We start from the raw sequence: 23221 nt of genomic DNA, 5'->3' as shown, positions 1-23221 counted from the left end.
TTGCAAAAACGTTTTTGCAAGTGTTTAATTAAATATTTTTATCTAATAATCTGTATCGGTTATTCAGGACAAGACAATGATTTTTATTTGTTACAGAAATGTGACGATGTTTTTTTATTTCAGATAGAAGAACGCAATTTTTTATTTAATCCTGAGGGCATAGGATTTAATGTTGTGCAATGAGTAGCTTGTGATTTAAGCTATACAACGCTTGTTTTTAGGAATAATTTTTTATGACTGTGCAGTATAGGGATTAGGATTTTTTAAGTATCATGCTTCTCAATTAAGCTTAATTAGAATGTCTTTTTGTTGAACTAAGCTTATTCGTATGATGTCATCCTGATATAAAGTTCTTTGCTTATTTCAAATAATAGAGTGCTTGATTTTACAGAATCTGAATATTTTTAAATCGATTAGAGGAGAATTTTTGCTATTTTTCAATTGACTTTTTTTTTTTAATCCAATTATTAAAACACAAAAACCACTTTTGAAGTGGTTTTTTAAAATAGGAGATACATGATTACCGATGCTGTTTTATTTGTTAGGCTTTATCAAATGTACATTGGAATAGCTTTTTTTGATCTCTATTAGATTTCGTTCTGCTTCAATTCGTGTTTTGAAATTTCCAACCCAAACTTTGTAATTTGGAGTAAAAAAAATAATGGTTCCGTCAATATCTCGAAATTGTTGTCTAAATTGATTAAGAGTGTTTCTTGCCTTTTCGCTTTCGCCACTAAATATTTGAATTTTATATTGGTCATTTGTAGCATTAGAAATATTTGTTTTTCTCTTTTCATTTAGTAATTGTTCAAATTTAGGGTCTTGATTAACGATTAAGTTTCTGTCTTGTGCGATTGCATGTATATAGGAAATGCTGAATGCAATAGTGATAAAAAAAGCTTTTTTGAAGGCTAAAATTCTCATAATGTGATTGTTTTTGTGTAAAAGTACTATTTAATAAATCATAGTAAACTTCGAATGTTATTTAGAATAGATATAAATTGAAATTAAGGCTATTTTAAGGTTTTGAGACTAGTTCTTTAGTCGTATTTTTGTGCAAGTTTAAAATAAAGGAGCAGTTTTCATAAAAATAATTAGAAAAAACTGTGCCAATTTTTAGTAGATAATCATTATACTATATGAAAAAGGTGGGTAACCATAATTCGATCTCAAGGAAATTAATATTTAGAATAGCTTTAATGCTATCTATTTCCTTTACTTCATTTGCTCAAGAAGCTACTCCAGCAGTAGCGGATGTTACTGCGGATGCTACAGCTACTTCACAAAGTGCTGATCCGGTTAAGGGTAAAGAGCTTTTTAATGCTAACTGTGCTGCATGTCACAAACTTGATGCTAAAGCGACAGGCCCAGCTCTTAGGGGTGTGGGCGCTAAATATGATGCTTCATGGCTTCATAAGTGGGTTCGTAATAGTTCAGATCTTATCAAGTCAGGCGATGCTCAAGCTGTAAAAGTTTATGAGGAAAACAATAAGGCGGTAATGTCTGCTTTCCCTCAATTATCGGATGGGGATATTGATAACATAATTGCTTATACCTCAGAGCCTAAAGCGGAGGCTCCTGCACCACCTGCAGGCACTGAGGCTGTTCCGGGAACAGCTGCTTCAGATAGTGGTGTTTCAAACAATATCATTCTGGGGGCTTTGTCTCTGGTGATGTTAGTTCTTGTAGTCATGTTGTTTCTTGTAAATAAAGTGTTAACTAAAGTCGCAAAATTAAATGGTATTGAAGTTGCGCCTAAAACACCTACAACACCGATATGGAAATCTTTTGTCAGAAATCAGTTTTTAGTGTTGGTTACTTCTGTATTTTTGTTATTAGCGAGCGCCTATTTTGTATATGGTTATCTTATGCAAATTGGTGTTGACCAGGATTATGCGCCAGTTCAGCCAATTCATTATTCTCATAGAATACATGCTGGTGATAATGAAATCAACTGTAAGTATTGTCATTCGTCGGCAAGAGTTAGTAAGCATGCTGGAATTCCTTCATTAAATGTTTGTATGAATTGTCATAAAAATATTGCTGAAGTTGCTGAGACAACAGCTACTCCTGAATACAGTAAAGCGTTTTATGATGAGCAAATTCAAAAATTATATACTGCAGTTGGTTGGGATCAAACAACTCAATCGTACACAGGTAAAACACAGCCTGTAAAATGGGTTCGTATTCATAACTTACCGGACTTTGTTTATTTTAATCACTCGCAACACGTAACGGTAGCTGGTATTGAATGTCAAACGTGTCATGGTCCTGTTCAGGAGTATGAAATTCAAAAACAATTTGCCCCGTTAACAATGGGTTGGTGTATTGATTGTCACAGGAAAACTGAGGTAAAAATGGAAGGTAATGAATATTATACTAAGATTCACGAGGAGCTTTCTAAGAAATACGGTGTAGACAAGTTGACTGCGGCTCAAATGGGAGGTTTAGAATGTGGCAAATGCCATTATTAATCAAATTATTAAGATTTTAATATTTATATATGTCATCAAACAAAAAATACTGGAAAAGTGTTGAAGAGCTAGATCAAAATAGTTCTGTTGTTGAGGCCCTTAGAAATAACGAATTTGTTGAAGAAATTCCTACTGATGAATTTTTAGGAAATGATGGTGCTTTGTCATCTTCGTCAACATCACGTCGTGATTTTTTAAAGTACGTTGGTTTTAGCACAGCAGCAGCCACGCTTGCGGCTTGTGAAGGACCGGTTAACAAGTCTATTCCTTATGTGCTTCAGCCGGAACAAATTATCCCTGGAGTAGCCGATTATTATGCAACGTCAGTTTTTGATGGTTTCGACTTTGCAAATCTTTTGGTAAAAACACGCGAAGGGCGGCCAATTAAAATAGATAATAACACTATTCAAGGCGCTGCATTTAGTGCCAATGCAAGGATTCATGCTTCTATTCTTTCGTTGTACGATAGTATGCGATTGAAGGAGCCAAAGATAGAAGGTAAAAGTGCGGCTTGGTCCGCTGTTGATTCTAAAATAAAGTCTAGTATCGTTGATGCTGCTGCAAAAGGCGGGCAAGTGGTACTTTTGACTAGTACACTGGCGAGTCCATCATCAGAAAAGCTTATTGACGAATTTATTGCCAAAAATCCTAATGCGAAACATGTTGTTTACGATGCTATTTCTTCTTCGGAAGCGTTAGATGCTTTCGAAACAGTTTATGGAGAGAGAGCTTTAGTTAATTATGATTTTTCAAAAGCATCTCTTATTGTTTCTGTTGGAGCTGATTTTCTTGGAGACTGGCAAGGCGGGGGTTATGATTCGGGTTATACGCAAGGAAGAGTTCCAAAAGCAGGAAAAATGTCTCGTCATTTTCAGTTAGAAGCTAATATGACACTCTCGGGTGCTGCTGCTGATAAACGTCTGCCAATGTCTACGGCTAATCAAAAGCAGGCATTAGTACATATTTATAATGTGGTAACAGGTTCTTCTGTTGGCGTAACTTTAGAAGATAAATTTAAAACAGAAGTTACTAAAGCGGCTCAGCAATTAAAAGCTGCTGGTTCAAAAGGAGTTTTAGTTTCAGGTATTCAAGATAAAAATGCGCAGTTAGTAGTTTTGGCTATCAATCAAGCATTGGCCAGTACTGCTTTTACTACCTCTGGTGTAAGACAAATAAGAAAAGGTTCAAATGAAAAAGTGACTCAATTAATTAATGATATGAAAGCAGGAAGCGTTCATACGTTGATTATGAGTGGCGTTAATCCAGTATATACTTTAGCAGATAGTACTTCTTTTGTAGAAGCACTGAAGAAAGTTAAAACATCAGTATCTTTCTCTTTAAAAGAAGATGAAACGGCTTTAATAAGTACAATTGCAGCAGCTGTTCCTCATTATTTGGAATCATGGAATGATGTAAGTTTCACCAAAGGAAGTTATGGTATTACTCAGCCTACAATTCGTCCTCTTTTTAATACCAAACAATTTCAGGATGTATTGTTGTCTTTAAATGGAATGAGTGGTACATTTTACGATTATATTAAGGGTAATGCTTCGACAATAATAGCGGGTTCTTCTTGGAATAAAGTTTTGCATGATGGTGTTTATGTGGGTGTTGTACCAACTGTAGCTGCAGGCTCTGCTGATTATGGTGCTGCTGCAACTGCTTTGGCACAATCAAAAGCTTCTGAAGGACTAGAACTTGTTTTATACACCAAAACTGGTTTAGGGGATGGACAACAAGCAAACAACCCTTGGTTGCAGGAATTTCCGGATCCAATTACAAGAGTTTCGTGGGATAACTACCTTACGGTGTCCAATGCTGATGCTAAGAAATATGATCTTTCGAATGAAATTGTTGCTAATGGGGGGTTAAACGGAAGTTATGCTAGCATTACCACAGCAGACGGAATTAAATTAGAAAATGTTCCTGTAATTGTGCAACCGGGTCAGGCTGTTGGTACTATTGGCTTGGCGTTAGGGTACGGTCGCAAAGCGGCTTTGAAGGAAGAAATGATGGTGGGTCTAAATGCCTATCCTTTATATAAAAGTTTCAATAATGTACAGTCAATAACCTTGGTAAAAGCTGAAGGTGAACATGAGTTTGCTTGTGTTCAAGGTCAGAAAACATTGATGGGAAGAGGGGATATTATAAAAGAAACATCTTTAGAAATTTTTAATACAAAAGATGCTCAAATCTGGAATCCTCAACCTATGGTGTCATTGGATCATAAGGAGGTAGAGGCTACTAAGGTAGATTTGTGGTCTTCATTTGATCGTTCTGTCGGGCATCATTTTAATCTTTCTATAGATTTAAATTCATGTACCGGTTGTGGTGCTTGTGTGATAGCATGTCATGCTGAAAATAACGTTCCTGTAGTAGGGAAAGCTGAAATTAGAAGAAGTCGTGATATGCACTGGTTGCGTATTGACAGGTATTATTCTTCCGAAAGTACTTTTGAAGGTGATAACGAAAGAAAAGAAAATATAGCAGGTTTATCAAGTTCATTATCTACATTTAATGAAATGGAAAAGGCAGGTGATAATCCGCAAGTTTCCTTTCAGCCTGTAATGTGTCAACATTGTAACCATGCGCCTTGTGAAACAGTTTGTCCAGTAGCGGCAACTTCACACTCGCGTCAAGGTCAAAATCATATGGCTTACAACAGATGCGTTGGTACGCGTTATTGTGCTAACAACTGTCCGTATAAAGTACGTCGTTTTAACTGGTTTTTATACAACAAAAACAGTGAATTTGATTATCATATGAATGATGATTTAGGACGTATGGTATTGAATCCGGATGTTAATGTTCGTTCTCGTGGAGTTATGGAAAAATGTTCAATGTGTATTCAAATGACACAAGCGACTATTTTGAAAGCTAAAAACGAAGGAAGAGTAATTGTTGATGGTGAATTCCAAACGGCATGTTCGAATGCTTGTTCTAACGGAGCAATGAAATTTGGGGATATAAATGATAAAGATACGGAAGTGGCTGTCTTAGTAGCTGACGAAAGGATGTATCATTTGTTGGAGCATGTTGGAACAAAACCTAATGTGATTTATCACGTTAAAGTTAGAAATACTTAGTACAAAAAAAGAATTAATTAAGAATCAATATAAAGGATTATGTCGTCTCACTACGAAGCAACCATTAGAAAACCCTTAGTTATAGGTGATAAAACTTATCATGATGTAACTGTAGATGTAGCAGCACCTGTTGAAGGTAAAGCAAATAAACATTGGTGGATTGTATTTTCAATTGCATTAATAGCCTTCCTTTGGGGTTTAGGCTGTATAATTTACACTGTTTCTACAGGTATTGGAACATGGGGGTTAAATAAAACTGTTGGATGGGCTTGGGATATCACGAACTTTGTTTGGTGGGTTGGTATTGGTCATGCTGGAACTTTAATTTCGGCAGTATTATTGCTTTTCCGTCAGCGTTGGAGAATGGCTATTAACCGTTCTGCTGAAGCAATGACAATTTTCTCTGTTATCCAGGCAGGTTTATTTCCAATTATTCACATGGGTCGTCCATGGCTAGCGTATTGGGTTTTACCAATTCCGAATCAATTTGGTTCTCTGTGGGTAAATTTTAACTCACCATTACTTTGGGATGTATTTGCAATTTCTACGTATCTTTCTGTTTCATTAGTATTTTGGTGGACTGGTTTATTACCTGATTTCGCTATGTTGCGTGACAGAGCAATAACTCCTTTTAATAAAAGAGTATATTCTATATTGAGTTTTGGTTGGAGCGGTAGAGCAAAAGACTGGCAACGTTTTGAAGAAGTTTCTTTAGTTCTTGCAGGTTTAGCAACGCCTCTTGTGCTATCTGTGCATACAATTGTATCAATGGATTTTGCTACGTCAGTAATTCCCGGTTGGCATACAACAATTTTCCCGCCTTACTTTGTTGCTGGAGCTGTTTTTTCAGGATTTGCAATGGTGAATACGTTGCTGATTATTATGAGAAAAGTTTCAAATTTAGAAGCATATATTACGGTTCAGCACATTGAGTTGATGAATATCGTTATCATGATAACGGGTTCAATTGTTGGAGTAGCTTACATTACAGAGTTATTTGTAGCGTGGTATTCCGGTGTAGAATATGAACAATATGCTTTCTTGAATAGAGCAACCGGTCCATATTGGTGGGCTTATTGGTCAATGATGACTTGTAATGTTTTTTCTCCGCAATTCATGTGGTTCAAAAAATTAAGAACAAGTATTATGTTTTCGTTTATAATTTCGATAGTCGTAAATATTGGAATGTGGTTTGAAAGATTTGTAATCATTGTAACTTCATTGCACAGGGATTATTTGCCATCTTCATGGACGATGTTCTCTCCTACATTTGTTGACATTGGAATATTCATCGGAACTATTGGTTTCTTCTTTGTATTGTTCTTATTGTATGCAAGGACATTCCCTGTAATAGCACAAGCAGAGGTAAAAACAATTTTGAAAGCAACTGGAGATAATTACAAAAGAGAAAGAGAAGCAAATAAAGATTCACACCATGAGTAATAAAGTAATATACGCCATTTATAATGACGATGATATATTGATGGACGCGGTTAAAAAAACTAGAGCAGCTCATCATCATATTGAAGAAGTTTTTACTCCATTCCCCGTACACGGTTTGGACAAGGCAATGGGAATTGCTCCTACACGATTAGCAATTTGTGCTTTTTTGTATGGTTGCATTGGTATTTCGGTGGCAACAGCCATGATGAATTATATTATGATTCAAGATTGGCCGCAGGATATTGGTGGAAAACCAAGTTTTAGTTACATCGAAAATATGCCAGCTTTTGTTCCAATTATGTTTGAACTTACGGTGTTTTTTGCTGCCCATTTGATGGTTATAACTTTTTACATGAGAAGTAAATTGTGGCCATTTAAAGAAGCTGAGAATCCAGACGTAAGAACAACAGACGACCATTTTTTAATGGAAGTAGCTGTAAAAGATAATGAAGAAGAATTAGTTTCTTTTTTTCAAAGTACAGGGGCTGTAGAAGTTAAAGTAATAGAAAAGCATTAATTATAGATATGAAAAGCGTATATAAAATAACACTTTTATTTGGTCTAACTATTTTAGTTTCTGCCTGCCATAATAATGCGGCACCAAACTATCAGTATTTTCCAAATATGTATGAGTCAGTAGGGTATGAAACTTATGCTGAATCAAATGCATTTAAAAATGGTAAAGAAGGACAACTTCCTGCTCAAGGATCAATAAACAGAGGGTTTGAGCCTTTTGAATATGAAAATTCGACTGCCGGTTATGAGTTAGCTAAAGCTAATCTTAAATCTCCACTAGATTCATTAAGTAAAGAGCCTGAAAAGGCTAAGGAACTTTTTGAAATTTATTGTATCAGTTGTCACGGGGCTTCTGGAAACGGTAAAGGTGTACTGGTTGAAAGAGAAAAATTTCTTGGTGTTCCTAGTTATAAAGACAGAGTTATTACTGAGGGTAGTATTTATCATGTAATAACGTATGGTTTGAATTCTATGGGTGCGCATTCAAACCAGTTGAGTGCTCATGAACGTTGGTTGGTTACTGACTATGTTCTAAAACTAAAAAGCGAATTATAATTGTTGAACAAACTGATCGTAATAGATATGTATACATTTTCAAGTAAATTAAAAACTTTTTCTTTCCTCTTAATGGCCATGGGCGTATTAGGGATTGGTTATGGTTTTTGGAGTGCACCAAAGGATATTCAAGAAGTTGAAACTCTTCTTGCTGCTGAAAGCCATGGTAGTCATGGTGAAGTTAAACATGAAACTTCGAAATCTGTAGGAGCGTATGATGCTTCTAAAGGTCACGAGGAATCTCAAAGTACAAAAGAGGAAAGCAATCCAAAAGTATTGCATACCAACAGCACCTCAGAAGCTGTTACTGAAAGTCATGAGAGTTCATTGCATGCCGAAGTAGCAGAAAAAAAAGGGGGACATGAAATAAGTGAAGAAACGGAACATGCGGAACATCTGAATCATGTTTTGCATCAGTTGCAAAATAAGCCATGGGCTGCTTTTTATGTTGCCTGTATATTCTTTATGTTGGTTTCGTTAGGTGTTTTATCTTTTTATGCCATTCAACAAGTTGCTCAGGCTGGTTGGTCTCCTGTTTTGTTCAGAGTTATGCAGGGTATAACCTCTTATTTACCAGTGGGGTCTGTTGTCTTTTTTATAGTATTATTGCTTTGTGGTCTTCACCTTAATCATCTTTTTATTTGGTTAGATCCTGAAGTTGTTGCTACAGATAAATTAATTGCGAATAAAGCGGGGTATCTGAATTTTCCCTTTTGGATTGTTAGAGCGGCTATATTTTTAACAGGTTGGAGTTTATATCACTATTATTCAAGAAAAAATTGTTTAGCACAAGATGAAGCTAGTGATGATTTATTTTATAAGAAAAACTTTAAGTTATCGGCGATGTTTTTAGTTTTCTTTATTGTTACTGAATCGATAATGTCATGGGACTGGATTATGTCTATCGATCCACATTGGTTTAGTACCTTATTTGGGTGGTATGTTTTCTCAAGCTTCTTTGTTAGTGGAATCACCACGATAGCATTAGTTACTTTGTATTTGAAATCTAGAGGTTTTTTAGAGCACGTTAATACGAGTCATATTCATGATTTAGCAAAGTTCATGTTCGGTTTTAGTATATTTTGGACTTATTTATGGTTTTCACAATATATGCTTATTTGGTATGCTAATATCCCAGAAGAGGTAACTTATTACATAACAAGAATCGAGTTATATAATCTTCCGTTCTTTGGTGCTGTAGTTATGAATTTTGTATTTCCTTTGTTAATCTTAGTTAATACTGATTTTAAAAGAATTACATGGGTTTTAGTCATGGCAGGTGCTGTTATTTTGGTTGGACATTATATAGACTTTTTTAACATGATTATGCCAGGAACTGTTGGGGACAGATGGTTCATTGGGGTGTCAGAGATAGCTTCTGTTCTTTTCTTCCTTGGATTGTTTATTTATGTTGTTTTTACAGCATTGACTAAAGTTCCTTTATTGCCAAAAAGAAATCCATTTATCGAAGAAAGTAAACATTTTCATTATTAATATTTAAAGAAAAAAACAGATGACAAGTTTGTTGGTAATTATAGTTTTAGTTTTATTAGCTGTTGCTTTATGGCAATTGACTAAAATATTCGACCTGACGCAAGTTGGTTCCAATCCCGATAGCTCTGAAGTAGCTACAGATAATGATAATAACGTTCAAGGTTATTTAATGTTTGGTTTTTTAGCCTTCATTTATATTTTTTCAATTTATGGATTGTTTACTTGGGGGCCATTGGTTCTTCACACTCCGGCTTCTGCACATGGTGCGCAAGTAGATTATTTGATGAACATAACTTGGGTCCTTATATTTATTGTACAGGCTATTACTCAAGTATTATTGCATTATTTTGCTTTCAAATACAGAGGAAGACAAGATCAAAAGGCGCTTTATTTTGCTGATAATAATAAGTTAGAGGCTATCTGGAGTGTTATACCTGCGGTTGTTCTAGCAGGATTGATTCTTTACGGTCTCTATGCATGGAATAACATTATGTTTGTGGATGAAGATGAAGATACAATCGTAATTGAATTATATGCACAACAGTTTAACTGGAAAGCGAGGTATTCAGGTGAGGATAATGTATTGGGTAAAGCTAATGTTAGGTTTATTGAAGGTGCTAATGCTGTTGGTGTTGACTTATCTGATCCATACTCACAAGATGATATATTGGTTACTGAATTGCACATCCCAAAAGGGAAGAAAATTCATTTCAAAATGCGTTCTCAAGACGTTTTACATTCTGCATACATGCCTCACTTTAGAGCGCAAATGAATTGTGTTCCTGGTATGGTAACTGAGTTTGCTTTTGAGCCTGTTTATACCACTGTAGAATATAGAGAATTGCCTTACATGGTAGAAAAAGTTTCAAATATTAATGCTTTGAGGGCTAAGAAAAGTGTTGGTTTGGTGGCAAAAGGAGAGGCTGCTTTAGATCCTTACACATTTGATTATCTGCTTCTTTGTAATAAAATTTGTGGGGCGTCGCATTATAACATGCAAATGAAAATTATTGTAGATACGCCTGAAGACTATAAAGCTTGGTTGAAAGACAAGGCTACTATCGTTAATGAAGTTAAAGCATCTTTAGCTGCTCCAGCTCCTGCAGATGCTGAAGCAAGTACTGATACTGCTGCTGCTGTTGTAACAGTAATGAAATAATATTATTAAAAAAAATTTAAAGTAAACATATATGTCAGCAGAAGGTCACGATCACGCAATAGATCACGAACACGAACATCACCATAAAGACACTTTTATTACTAAATATATTTTTAGTATTGATCATAAGATGATTGCCAAACAGTACCTAATTACGGGTATCATTATGGGGATTATTGGTGTTGGGATGTCTATGCTTTTTAGAATGCAATTAGCATGGCCGGAAGAGTCTTTCCGAATATTTAATATTTTACTAGGGGACAAATTTGCTCCTAATGGAGTTATGGCTAATGATATTTATCTAGCATTGGTTACTATTCATGGAACAATAATGGTTTTCTTTGTTTTAACGGCTGCGCTTAGTGGTACTTTTAGTAACTTATTGATTCCACTTCAAATTGGAGCGCGAGATATGGCATCCGGTTTTATGAATATGATTTCGTATTGGTTGTTTTTCTTATCTAGTGTAATCATGATTGGTTCCCTTTTTGTTGAGGCTGGTCCTGCTTCTTCAGGATGGACGATATATCCTCCCTTAAGTGCTTTACCACAAGCTATTCCTGGTTCAGGTATGGGTATGACATTATGGTTAATTTCAATGGCTATTTTTATTGCATCTTCTTTAATGGGATCTTTGAACTATGTTGTTACGGTAATTAACTTAAGAACTAAGGGAATGTCTATGACTCGATTACCACTTACTATATGGGCTTTCTTTGTGACTGCTATTATTGGTATAGTATCTTTTCCTGTTCTTTTATCAGCTGCTTTATTATTGATTTTTGATAGAAGCTTTGGTACTTCATTTTTCTTATCTGATATTTATATTGCAGGGGAAGTGTTGCATTATCAAGGAGGTTCTCCAGTATTGTTTGAGCATTTATTCTGGTTTTTAGGTCACCCTGAAGTTTATATAGTTTTATTACCTGCTTTGGGTATTACTTCTGAAGTGATTGCTACAAATTCTCGTAAACCAATTTTTGGTTACAGAGCAATGATTATGTCAATTATTGCAATTGCATTCTTATCGACGATAGTGTGGGGGCATCATATGTTTGTCTCCGGTATGAATCCGTTTTTAGGATCTGTATTTACATTTACAACATTGTTAATTGCGATACCTTCAGCGGTAAAAGCGTTTAATTATATTACAACATTGTGGAAAGGAAATTTACAATTGAATCCGGCTATGCTGTTTTCTATTGGATTGGTTTCTACATTTATTACAGGTGGTTTAACAGGGATTATTCTTGGGGATAGTACACTTGATATTAATGTACACGATACTTATTTTGTTGTAGCTCACTTTCACTTGGTAATGGGAATTTCTGCACTTTATGGAATGTTTGCAGGTATTTATCACTGGTTTCCAAGATTATTTGGAAGAATGTTAAACAAGAATCTTGGATATGTACACTTTTGGGTAACTGCAATTTGTGCCTATGGAGTTTTCTTTCCGATGCACTTTATTGGACTAGCGGGTCTGCCAAGACGTTACTATACTAACACCAACTTTCCGTTATTTGATGATTTACAAAATGTTAACGTTTTGATCACAATATTTGCTTTAATTGGTGGTGCCTTTCAATTGGTTTTCTTGTACAATTTTTTCAGTAGTATCTTCTACGGCAAAAAATCAGTAATGAATCCTTGGAAATCAAATACATTAGAGTGGACTGCACCTGTGGAACATATTCATGGGAACTGGCCAGGAGAAATTCCTGAGGTTCATCGTTGGCCTTATGACTACAGTAATCCAGCTCATAATGTAGATTTTGTACCTCAAAATGTTCCAATGAAAGAAGGTGAAGAAGTTTTACATCACTAAAATATAAAAAAAGCCTCGCGAAAGTAGAGGCTTTTTTTAGGACATTACTCAATTTTCATCCCTTTTGTAAGTGTGTAATCACTGTATTTATAGAAGGGTTCAATTGTTAATGCAGTGCATTCTACAACCATTGTGGTGTCTGGATTTTTGTTTGAATGAATAAAAAAATAACATACTGAAATAGATTGCTTGATAGTATTGCTTTTTTATTTATAGCATTTTAAATTTAAATTTATAATTCAATATTGCTTTGCTATCTTTGTTATATGAATGAAAATTTAGACCCAACAGCAAATGGTTACAATTCAGAAGAGCTAGATCTTGAAAAAAAATTGAGACCACTTTCTTTTGATGATTTTGCAGGACAAGACCAAATATTAGAAAATCTGAAAGTTTTTGTTCAGGCTGCAAATCAACGAAATGAAGCACTTGATCACACGCTGTTTCATGGTCCACCTGGCTTAGGAAAAACAACATTAGCCAATATTCTTGCCAATGAATTGCAAGTGGGAATCAAAATTACTTCCGGTCCGGTTTTAGACAAACCTGGAGATTTAGCCGGTTTACTGACTAATCTAGAAGAAAGAGACGTTTTATTTATTGATGAAATTCATCGTTTGAGTCCAATAGTAGAAGAATATTTGTATTCTGCTATGGAGGATTTTAAGATTGATATCATGATTGAATCAGGACCTAATGCAAGAACCGTCCAAATCAATCTAAACCCATTTACCTTAATTGGAGCCACCACGCGTTCCGGTTTATTAACCGCTCCTATGAGAGCGCGTTTTGGAATTTCTTCCCGCTTACAATATTATACCACTGAGTTACTCACCACAATCGTAGAAAGAAGTGCTACTATATTTAAAATGCCTATATCCATGGAGGCAGCTATAGAAATAGCTGGTCGTAGTCGTGGAACTCCTCGCATCGCGAACGCATTGTTACGGCGTGTGCGTGATTTTGCCCAGATAAAAGGGAATGGCACTATCGATATAGAAATTGCCCGTTACGCCTTAAAAGCACTTAATGTAGATGCTCATGGCCTGGACGAGATGGATAATAAAATACTAAATACAATCATCGATAAATTCAAAGGCGGACCTGTAGGTTTATCTACTTTGGCGACAGCCGTATCTGAAAGCAGTGAAACAATCGAGGAAGTCTATGAACCATTTTTGATTCAGGAAGGTTTTATTATGCGTACGCCAAGAGGTAGAGAAGTTACCGATAAAGCATATCAACATTTAGGGAAATTAAAAACAAACAATCAAGGCGGTTTATTCTGATTTTTAGGAGCTGTTTCCCGCTTTCCGCTGTATTTCCGATATAGAAAAACAAGGCTTTTTCAGCCGTAGTTTTTGTTAATCGGGAAGCGCCGATGGTATCAGGGCTTGGAATCCCGTTTATTAACTTCTATTTTTTAACTATTAATACAAAAGCGACATACACACAATTTATCAAATCTGAAGCGAAACGTCTCGGATTTTTATCCTGTGGAATAGCTAGAGCTGGTTTCTTGGAACAAGAAGCACCGCGGTTAGAAAACTGGTTGGAGAACAATAGAAATGGCCAAATGTCCTATATGGAAAACCATTTTGACAAGCGTTTAAATCCAACTTTACTCGTTGAGGATGCTAAAAGTGTAGTTTCACTGTTGTTAAATTATTATCCAGAAGACCTGCAAAATACAGATTCTTATAAGATTTCAAAATATGCGTACGGTCAGGATTATCATTTTGTGATCAAGGAAAAACTCAAAGAATTTTTATTTTCTATTCAATCTACAATCGGAGATGTTTCTGGTCGGGCCTTTGTAGATTCTGCTCCAGTCCTTGACAAAGCTTGGGCTGCCAAAAGTGGTTTGGGTTGGATAGGCAAAAACAGTAATTTATTGACACAAAAAGTAGGTTCTTTTTACTTTATCGCGGAACTCATTATCGATTTAGATTTAGACTATGACAATCCTACAACTGATCATTGTGGTACGTGCACTGCCTGCATTGACGCATGCCCTACAGAGGCTATAGTTGCGCCTTATGTGGTTGATGGAAGCAAATGCATTTCCTATTTCACGATTGAATTAAAAGAAAATATTCCGCAGGAGATGAAAGGTAAATTTGATGAATGGGCTTTTGGATGCGATATATGTCAGGATGTCTGTCCTTGGAACAAGTTTTCAAAACCACACAGTGAACCTTTATTTGACCCAAATCCAGAATTACTCTCCTTGTCCAAAAAAGATTGGATAGAAATTACTGAAGAAACATTTAAAGCTGTTTTTAAAAACTCACCACTTAAAAGAGCTAATTTTCAAGGATTAAAAAGGAATATTGATTTTTTACAATAACGAAATTTTGAAACTTAATTTATTTGAATTTTATAGAAGATTCTCTAACAATAATGCTTGTTTCTAATTCAATAATTCTTGGAATAAAAGGAATTCCTTCTTTATGACAATTCATTTCTTCTAACAATAAGTTAAAAGATTCAATTCCCATTTCATGGCTTGGCTGATCTACAGTACTAAGTTTTGGAGTCAGTACTTGCGATATAAACCAATTGCTAAAACCAATTACCGCTACTTGTTCCGGGACATTGATTTTGTTTTCATTAAAATAGGCTAATACTCCCACTGCTACCAGATCCGTTATAGCAAAAATGCCGTCTATATCAGCATGCTCTTCAATAATCTGTTTAGCAAAATCTCTTCCTTCTTCAAAAGTCACATTTTCACATGTAAAAACTAATTTTGTGTCAAAAGGAATATTATTTTTCTCTAATGCTTTTTTATATCCAATATATCGATCTATTGAATTTTGTGGATTAAGGGGTCCTCGAATGTGGGCTATTTTCCTGCAGCCGTTATCAATTAAGTGTTGCACTGCATTAAAGGCCGCTTTTTGGTCATCAATTATTACTTTCGAGCATTTAGAAAGCTTTGCTATTTTGTCAAACATAACAAAAGGAATATTTCTATTGATGATTTCTTTTATATGATCGTCATTATTGGACTCATTTGATAAGGACATTATGATTCCGTCAACTCTTTTGTTTATTAGCAGTTCTACTTGTTTTTTTTCTAAAGCCAGTGTCTCATTTGATTGTAAAATGATTACTAAATAGCCGTTTTTTTCAGCTTCGTTGATGATAGCATTGACAACATTCGAAAAGAAATGATGTACAACTTCAGGAATAATTAGACCAATGGTTTTTGATTCTTTTGTTCTTAAATTTACTGCAAAACTATTAGGAGTGTAGTGTAATTGCTGGGCAAGTTCAATTACTGCTTTTTTAGTTTTTTCACTAACATCAGGGTAATTTTTAAGCGCTTTTGAAACAGTCGTTATTGAAATTCCCAGTTTTGTTGCAATTTCCTTAAGAGTAATGTCTTTCATGAATCGAATTTCTACGTATTTAATTTTAAGAAAAGGTCTTTATAGTAACTTTGCTGTGCGATCTTTTTCAGTCTTTGACATAGGTATAAAAAAGACTATAAGTTCAAATATTCCTTACCAAGGTATTGATTTTTATCGTATTTCTGTAATTTTTTAATAATAAAACAAATTATTACACATTCGTTACATAAACTAATTGGATCTGCCATTTTTAGTAAAGGCGGGAACATCCTAGGTTGACGTTCTTTCATTTATACGTGTTCCGATCTTAATGTACTTAAAACCAGAAGGGAATTGTTTTCTTTAATAGATTTCGGCATTCCTTCAATGACTCTGAAACGTGGGTTTTAGAAATCCGTAATTGAGTGGCTATTTCGTTGATAATGGGATTTTTCAAAGTTCAATACTTTTGTTTAAAACCCTAAAAAAGTTCAATAACTTTGTTGTTATCCCAAAAAGTTTCGGTAAATCAATCTTTTCATGATTGATTTACTAATACATAGGTTTTTTTTGGGTCGTTGTAATTGTTAAAGATCAGTTTCGCTAAACTAGCATGGATTCATAAAGGCACTAATTTCTTTATTTGAAATTTTGGGATTGGCTCCTTCATTTTTGGCTACAATGGCTCCTATTGCGCAAGCGAAATCAATTGCTTCTTGAGGATTGGCATCCTTTAATAGTTTAGAAAGCAATCCAGCTAAAAAAGAATCTCCGGAACCCACGGTATCTACAACATTTATTTTATAGCCACTATTGTAGTACATTTTTTCATTGTAATACAGCACCGCACCATGATTTCCTTTTGTAACGCAAATGTGTTTTGTATTCGTTTGTGTGGCAATAAAAAGAATATTTTGCTCTAATGAATGGTATGGTGAATTCATAAAAGCACTTATTTCATACAATTCCTCATCATTAAATTTTATAAAATCTGACTGCATCATCAAATTAATCAGTAGTTCCTTAGTGTAAAAAGGAGCACGTAAATTAACATCGAAAACAGCATATTTTGCATAGTTAATTATTTCTAATAGGGAATCGTGTGAAACAGAATCTCTACATGCAAGACTCCCAAAAACTAGTGCATCTGCTTTCTTGACCATTATTTCGTCTTCTGCAATACATATAATTTTGTCCCAAGCAACCGGATAATTGATTGTGTATGAAGCAGCTCCTTTCTCATTTAATTGAACAATAACTTGTCCGGTAGCCGCGTTTTTATCAACTTGAATCGTATCGGTAACAACTCCATTTTTTTTAACAAAGGCAAGGAGTTCTTTTCCAATTTCATCATTTCCTACTCGGCTTATTATTTGAGCATCAATACCAAGTGATGCTAAACGAAGCGCCACGTTCAATGGCGCTCCTCCGATTTTTTGGTGCGTTGGGAAAACGTCAAATAAAACTTCCCCGAAACAGATTATTTTTTTGGTCATAATTATTCTTTTTTTGACAAACTTTCAGATAGTTCTTCTAATGTTCTCCCTTTGGTTTCCGGCATTTTTGTAAATACCCAAAGCAATTGGAAAACCATCATTATGCAGAAGACGGCAAAAACGGTTGTTGTTCCAATCTCTTTAAACAAAAACGGAATGAATGATGGGATTAATGCTGCTAAAATCCAATGTACAGAAGTGCCAAAAGAGGTTCCGGCAGCTCGAAGTTTATTAGGGAACAATTCAGAGATAAATACCCAAATGACAGCTCCTTGACCTATGGCGTGTGAGGCTATAAACAAAAAGAAAAATAACGGAACAGCCATTCCTTTCCATTCAAAATAAAAGGCGGTTGTCACTAATCCTAGAGAAATAATGTATCCTACCGAACCCAAATACATGAGCGTTTTTCGGCCATATTTATCTATTAGCGAGATTCCAATCATGGTAAATATTAAATTGATTATCCCAATTCCGATACTACTCAAAAAAGAGGCAGATTTTTCTAATCCTGCCAATTCAAAAATTCGAGGGGCATAATATAAAAAAGCATTAATTCCGGAGAGCTGATTGAAAAAGGCAATAAAAAACGCTAAGAGCAATGGTTTTCTATATTTAGCCATGAAAATAGATTCGTTTTTCCCCTCCTGAACAGTTTCTTTTTCTATAGCAGCAATTTCCGCTTCTACTGCTGCGTCACTATTGATTTGTTTCAAAATAGCGACTGCTTTTTGTCTGTCTTTTTTGTATTCTAAAATCCAACGCGGACTTTCCGGGATTCCAAATACCAGAAGTGTGTAAATGAAAGATGGAAACGCTTGTATTCCTAACATCCATCGCCAGGCATTTTCTCCTATATCTTGCAAATAGTAGTTGGATGTAAAGGCGATTAAAATTCCAAAAACAATATTGAATTGGTACAAAGCAACCAGTTTTCCACGGTCTTTTGCAGGAGCAATTTCAGAAACATAGGTTGGAGCAGCAATGGTTGAAGCGCCAATACCAATTCCGCCAAGAAATCTAAAAACGGAAAAGAAAATGGGATCATTTGCGAATGCAGTTCCAATGGAAGAAACCAAAAACAGTAATCCTATAATTATTAGAGTCTTTTTCCGACCTAAAATATTCGTTGGAAACGCACCAAAAATAGCGCCAATAACCGTTCCCCATAATGCGGATGACATGACTACTAATCCATGAAACAAATCAGAAGAACCCCATAGTTGTTGCAATTGTTTATCTGCTCCTGAAATTACGACGGTGTCAAATCCAAATAGAAATCCAGCAAAGGCAACGATAATGGACCAATAGAGTATTTTTTTGTTATTCATTATTCTGTTTTTTTTAGTTAGTGGTTTTGGTTATTATAAATGAATTTTATTACCAGATTCCTTTTATTTCAGCAATACTAAAATTTTTAATTTCTTGATTTTCATCGGATTGAATGGTTAGTTTGGTATATGGTTTGTTAGGGAAAATTTGTTCTGTGAAACTGTAAACGCCACCGTTGAGGAAAATTTCTATTGAGGACCAATCTACTATGATTTGATAATCAATAGCCTCAGAAATTATATTTGGAATTTTGGTGTTGTGTATTTCTTCTCCAAAACTTTTTTCAAAATTGACTATGCCGGAATGTCTTCTGTCAACAGAAAAAGTCTTTCGTTTCGCATCGTAATTCATGACCAAAGAATCCTTTACATCATTGGAAAAAACCAATTTTAAATTTTTATTTTTAGCATTAAATTGTACTGCTGACTGATTCAAATATTGGTAATTAAATGTAGTTTTTTGATTCGCTTTTAGGATAATTTCATCTTTAGAAAAGGCTATGGTCTCTTGTTTTTTGAATTGTTCCACAGGAACGTTTTTTAGGACATAATTGCCCTTGATTTTTGCAAGCGAAAGTTCTTTTGGTAATGTCATGGCGCTTCTCCAGTTTTTGGTAGGCGTGTTTCTGGCATATGACCAATTGCTCATCCAGCCTATGAATATTCGTTTGTTTTCAGGCGCATTATTGTACGTGACTCCGGCATAGTTATCAGCTCCGTTGTCAATCCATTTGATGGATTTTTGAGTTGTTTTAAAACTTTTTCCATCAAAATCACCAATGAAATATTGTGTTCCTGAACCACCAAGTGGTGCACCGGGATTGATGCTGATGAGTAGAACCCATTTTTCTTCATTGGAACCGGCAATTTTTAATTTGAAAAGATCAGGACATTCCCAAACACCGCCATGAGCTCCTATATTTTTACCAAATTCACTTTCGAATTTCCAATCAATTAAATTCTTGGAAGTATAAAATTGTGCATGATCTCCGGCTACTAATACCATATTCCAAAGATTAGTTTCGGTATTCCAGAACATTTTAGGATCTCTAAAATCTTTCTGATCAACATTTCCTATGATTGGATTTCCATTGTATTTGAGCCAAGTTTCGCCTTCGTCTAAGCTATATGCCAATCCTTGCGTTTGATAATTTCTTTTGCCCGCTTTTTCGCCTGCCATGTCGTGATAGGTAAAAATGGCAATCATTGGTGGATTTTCTTTTGTTCCCAAACCAGAAGTATTTTTTAAATCTACAACGGCACTTCCTGAAAATATCATTCCTAATTTGTCAGGAAACAAAGCGATTTTTTGTTGTGTCCAATGGATTAAATCTTTACTTGTGGCGTGTCCCCAATGCATTGGTCCCCAAACGATACCATCTGGGTAATATTGGTAAAATAAATGATAAATCCCTTTATAGAAAACCATTCCGTTAGGATCATTCATCCATTTTTTTTCCGGAGAAAAATGAAATTGCGGTCTAAAAGGTTCTTTGTATTTTTTAGAGGAATCTACTGCTAATTTTCCAGAAGCAACAATGGTGATAACATCATTTTTAGTTTCTTTTATGCAGGAAAATAGAATTAAAGAGACTGCAAATAGTATTAAAATAGAGGGGATTTTATTTGTGGACTTCATTAAAAAAAAGATTAATTAGTATAGTAAGTAAGTCGAAAGTTTAAAAGTCGTAAAGTCAAAAGAATTAACTTTAAGTAAAACAGCTTTAAATCATATTGTTACATAATTTTATCCTGATTTTAAAATACGACATTATACCATGGTTATTACTTATCTTCATAAAAATAGAATTATAATTTGTAATTGTTGATTTGGAATCGACCAAAAACGTTTTTGATGAGTCGAAAACGTTTTCGATTTGTATTTCACCTACTATCTGGATCGATGTACATTTTTAACGAATAATTTATATATGTTTGAAAATATTATTAAAATATTATATGATGAATTCAACAGTTAAAATATTGGTTTTCATGCTTTTAGTTAGTGCTGGGGTTTGTGGTCAAGCCCAATCAGACGAATGGCACTTATATGCTAATTCCAGAGAGAATTATTTTGGAGTTGCCATGGCCAATGGTCAAATAGGAATCGTGACTGACGACACACCTCTCAAAACAAAAGAAATTATCCTGAATGGCGTGTATGACGGAAGTCCTGAAAATGGGATCAGCAGAATAGTACGCGGAATAGAGTTTTTGAATCTGCATTTGAATATCAATAATCAAGAGATCAAATCAGACAATATCGATAATTGGAGTCAAGTGGTTTCAATGAAAGAAGGAACGAGTACCACTTCCTTTTCGTTTAAAGATTTGGCCACAATTAATTACACGATTTTGGCGAATAGAGCTGTTCCTTTTTCAGCGATGGCAATTGTCGAAATTACTCCTATTAAGGATATAGAAATTACCGCTAACAATTACATGGTTGTTCCTGATGAACTGAAAGAGGCAAAAAGTCAGTTTAGGGTCTTAAAGGACAATCAGTATTTAATGCCGGTTTTTGGCACTACAGCTAAAACGCTAACGGGGAAATATACAGTTGCGGCTTCAACAACTTTTCTTTTTGATGGTGAAAGCGAAACCTTAAAACAAACCGGAAATGAAGTTGGGTTTACTAAAAAATTGATCAAAGGCCAAAAATACCGTTTTGCGGTTGCAGGAGGAATTTGCACTTCCAAGGATGTTACGGATCCTTTGAACGAATCCGAAAGACAACCTATTTATGCGCTGCAGGAAGGAATCGATAAATTATTGAACCGTCACAAACAAGCTTGGGCCGAATTATGGAAAACCGGTGACATACAAATTGAAGGCGATCTGGATGCGCAACAACGGGTGCGTTTTGCGTTGTATAACTTGTATTCTTATATACGTCCGGGAACCAGACAAAGTATTGCGCCTATGGGGTTGTCGTCTCAAGGCTATAACGGACATATTTTTTGGGATACGGAACTTTGGATGTATCCAACGCTTTTGGCACTGCAACCTGATATGGCAAAATCATGTTTGGATTATCGCTCAGATCGTTTGCAAAAAGCAAAACAAAAAGCCTTTATTTATGGGTACAAAGGAGCAATGTATCCTTGGGAATCTGATGATACAGGAGAAGAAGCAACACCAACTTGGGCCTTGACAGGTATTTTTGAACAGCACATCACAGCAGATGTTTCGATAGCTTTTTGGAATTATTACGCCTATACACAAGACACTTCTTGGTTGAAAAAAGAATGGGCGGTTCTTAAAGAAACAGCCGATTTCTGGGTTAGCAGAGTAGTTAAAAATCAAGACGGAAGTTTTTCTATTTTGAATGTAGTTGGTGCCGATGAGTATGCGCAACATGTAGATGACAATGCTTTTACCAATGCATCAGCGATCGAGTCTTTGAAAAATACGATTAAAGCAGCGACACTTTTAAACGAGCCAATCAATCCAGAATGGATAGCAGTATCAGAGAAATTAGTGATTCATAAAAAGGATGGGATTACTCAAAATTATAAAGGATATCAAGGGCAAATGATAAAACAGGCAGATGTCAACTTATTAGCATATCCTTTGCATACAATCACTGACAAAGAACAAATAAAAAGAGATTTGGAATATTACGCCGAAAAAATTGATAAAAAAGATGGTCCAGCTATGGCTTCCGGAGTTTTATCGGTTCTATATGCTCGATTGGGCGATAGAGATAAAGCCTATAGTTATTTTGTGAAATCGTATTTACCTAACAGTCGGCCTCCTTTTGGCGTATTTTCGGAATCAGCCAATAGTAATAACCCTTATTTTGCTACTGGAGCCGGAGCAATGCTTCAAGCCGTTATTTATGGTTTTGGCGGAGTGGAACAAACGGATATGGGATTGAAATACAACAAGGGACTGCTGCCAAAACAATGGAAATCACTTAAGATTATTGGAGTGGGAGTGGATAATAAGACAATTGTTATCAAATAATACAGTAACCCGTTGGGTGTAATTACACCAAACGGGTTACTTTAAATAATTTTTGCCACGAATATACAAGCAATCTATTTTGAAGATTGTTATAGTATTCGTGGTTTTTGTTTTTAGAAGCCATTGGGTTTTATTCAATTTAAATTTTCTATAGAAAAAGAGGTATGATTGCTTTTACTATTGTAGGACTGATTGTTTAGATAGAATAAATAGGATGAAGTGATAAATGATGTAATTACGTAATTTCTTCCAAATTTATATTTTAAAGGAGAATACAATTTAGTTATAATACGTCTTGTAAATATGATATTTTTAGCCGTTGAAACAGTGAGTGAAAATTAAATAGGGTATTTATGGCGTACTATTTTTAGACATTTGACGCGGCTTATTTTGGATTATCGATTTGGTATAAAAAACTTCATTATGATGAGTAATTCGTAATCTTAGTTTGTAAAAAGCTTTTCTATTGAGTAATATACAATTGATTTGAAGTGAAAAAGCCACTAAATTATAATAATATGTTTTTTAGTCT

Annotated in this window: 17 protein-coding genes; 12 read left to right on the top strand and 5 right to left on the bottom strand. The window is 35.0% G+C overall.

The genetic code is table 11. From position 1 onward, the window contains the following. On the top strand, window positions 1–183 hold a 183-nt coding region (locus EKM00_RS15005), incomplete at its 5' end, for a hypothetical protein (RefSeq protein ID WP_233592299.1). 351 nt (window positions 184–534) lie between these two features. Here EKM00_RS15005 and EKM00_RS13155 read toward each other — a convergent pair. Beyond that, complete coding sequence (locus EKM00_RS13155; RefSeq protein ID WP_126454236.1) at window positions 535–924, bottom strand: SPOR domain-containing protein; 390 nt, start codon at window positions 922–924, stop codon at window positions 535–537. Window positions 925–1139: 215 nt separating this feature from the next. Between EKM00_RS13155 and EKM00_RS13150 the strand changes: the two genes are divergently transcribed. From EKM00_RS13150 to queG, 10 genes are all read left to right on the top strand, one after another. After that, window positions 1140–2474, top strand: coding sequence for a c-type cytochrome (locus EKM00_RS13150; RefSeq protein WP_126454234.1), 1335 nt, complete (start codon window positions 1140–1142; stop codon window positions 2472–2474). A 29-nt stretch (window positions 2475–2503) separates the two neighbouring features. After that, window positions 2504–5560, top strand: a complete 3057-nt coding sequence (locus EKM00_RS13145; protein ID WP_126516489.1) for a TAT-variant-translocated molybdopterin oxidoreductase — start codon at window positions 2504–2506, stop codon at window positions 5558–5560. 39 nt (window positions 5561–5599) lie between these two features. Further along, window positions 5600–7003, top strand: coding sequence for an NrfD/PsrC family molybdoenzyme membrane anchor subunit (nrfD, locus tag EKM00_RS13140; RefSeq protein ID WP_126454230.1), 1404 nt, complete (start codon window positions 5600–5602; stop codon window positions 7001–7003). After that, window positions 6996–7520 carry a DUF3341 domain-containing protein gene (locus EKM00_RS13135; protein ID WP_126516488.1) on the top strand — a complete coding sequence of 175 codons (525 nt, stop codon included), beginning with the start codon at window positions 6996–6998 and terminating at the stop codon, window positions 7518–7520. Before nrfD ends, EKM00_RS13135 begins: the two co-directional genes overlap by 8 nt. An 8-nt stretch (window positions 7521–7528) precedes the next feature. After that, complete coding sequence (locus tag EKM00_RS13130; protein WP_126454225.1) at window positions 7529–8074, top strand: c-type cytochrome; 546 nt, start codon at window positions 7529–7531, stop codon at window positions 8072–8074. 27 nt (window positions 8075–8101) lie between these two features. Then, a complete protein-coding gene (locus EKM00_RS13125) occupies window positions 8102–9568 on the top strand; it encodes a quinol:cytochrome C oxidoreductase (RefSeq protein ID WP_126516487.1) in 1467 nt (488 codons plus the stop codon). Window positions 9569–9587: 19 nt separating this feature from the next. Then, the gene (locus EKM00_RS13120) at window positions 9588–10727 is read left to right on the top strand and encodes a cytochrome c oxidase subunit II (protein WP_126454221.1); all 1140 of its coding nucleotides are present in this window, start codon (window positions 9588–9590) and stop codon (window positions 10725–10727) included. A 31-nt stretch (window positions 10728–10758) separates the two neighbouring features. Beyond that, window positions 10759–12555: a cytochrome c oxidase subunit I gene (locus EKM00_RS13115; protein ID WP_126516486.1), complete on the top strand. Its 1797-nt coding sequence runs from the start codon at window positions 10759–10761 to the stop codon at window positions 12553–12555. A gap of 266 nt (window positions 12556–12821) precedes the next feature. Further along, window positions 12822–13844 (top strand): Holliday junction branch migration DNA helicase RuvB, encoded by a 1023-nt coding sequence (gene ruvB, locus EKM00_RS13110; protein ID WP_126454217.1) that lies wholly within the window; start codon window positions 12822–12824, stop codon window positions 13842–13844. Between the two features lie 92 nt (window positions 13845–13936). Then, a complete protein-coding gene (gene queG, locus EKM00_RS13105; RefSeq protein WP_126516485.1) occupies window positions 13937–14905 on the top strand; it encodes a tRNA epoxyqueuosine(34) reductase QueG in 969 nt (322 codons plus the stop codon). Window positions 14906–14924: 19 nt separating this feature from the next. Here the strand turns inward: queG and EKM00_RS13100 are convergent, their stop codons facing one another. From EKM00_RS13100 to EKM00_RS13085, 4 genes are all read right to left on the bottom strand, one after another. Next, window positions 14925–15953, bottom strand: coding sequence for a LacI family DNA-binding transcriptional regulator (locus EKM00_RS13100; protein ID WP_126516484.1), 1029 nt, complete (start codon window positions 15951–15953; stop codon window positions 14925–14927). Window positions 15954–16501: 548 nt separating this feature from the next. Beyond that, window positions 16502–17389, bottom strand: coding sequence for a carbohydrate kinase family protein (locus EKM00_RS13095; RefSeq protein WP_126516483.1), 888 nt, complete (start codon window positions 17387–17389; stop codon window positions 16502–16504). Window positions 17390–17391: 2 nt separating this feature from the next. Further along, complete coding sequence (locus tag EKM00_RS13090; protein ID WP_126454209.1) at window positions 17392–18720, bottom strand: sugar porter family MFS transporter; 1329 nt, start codon at window positions 18718–18720, stop codon at window positions 17392–17394. A gap of 49 nt (window positions 18721–18769) precedes the next feature. Continuing rightward, entirely contained in the window at window positions 18770–20359 is a 1590-nt protein-coding gene (locus EKM00_RS13085) for a glycoside hydrolase family 32 protein (protein ID WP_126516482.1), read from the bottom strand. Window positions 20360–20682: 323 nt separating this feature from the next. Between EKM00_RS13085 and EKM00_RS13080 the strand changes: the two genes are divergently transcribed. Further along, on the top strand, window positions 20683–22689 hold the full coding sequence (locus tag EKM00_RS13080) for a glycosyl hydrolase family 95 catalytic domain-containing protein (RefSeq protein ID WP_126516481.1): 2007 nt from the start codon (window positions 20683–20685) through the stop codon (window positions 22687–22689). Window positions 22690–23221 lie beyond the last annotated feature (532 nt).

The organism is Flavobacterium sp. RSP15 (genome assembly GCF_003968755.1).
GTDB lineage: Bacteria > Bacteroidota > Bacteroidia > Flavobacteriales > Flavobacteriaceae > Flavobacterium.
Note: the sequence above shows the minus strand (reverse complement) of the source record. Positions and strands in the feature narration are given on the sequence as shown.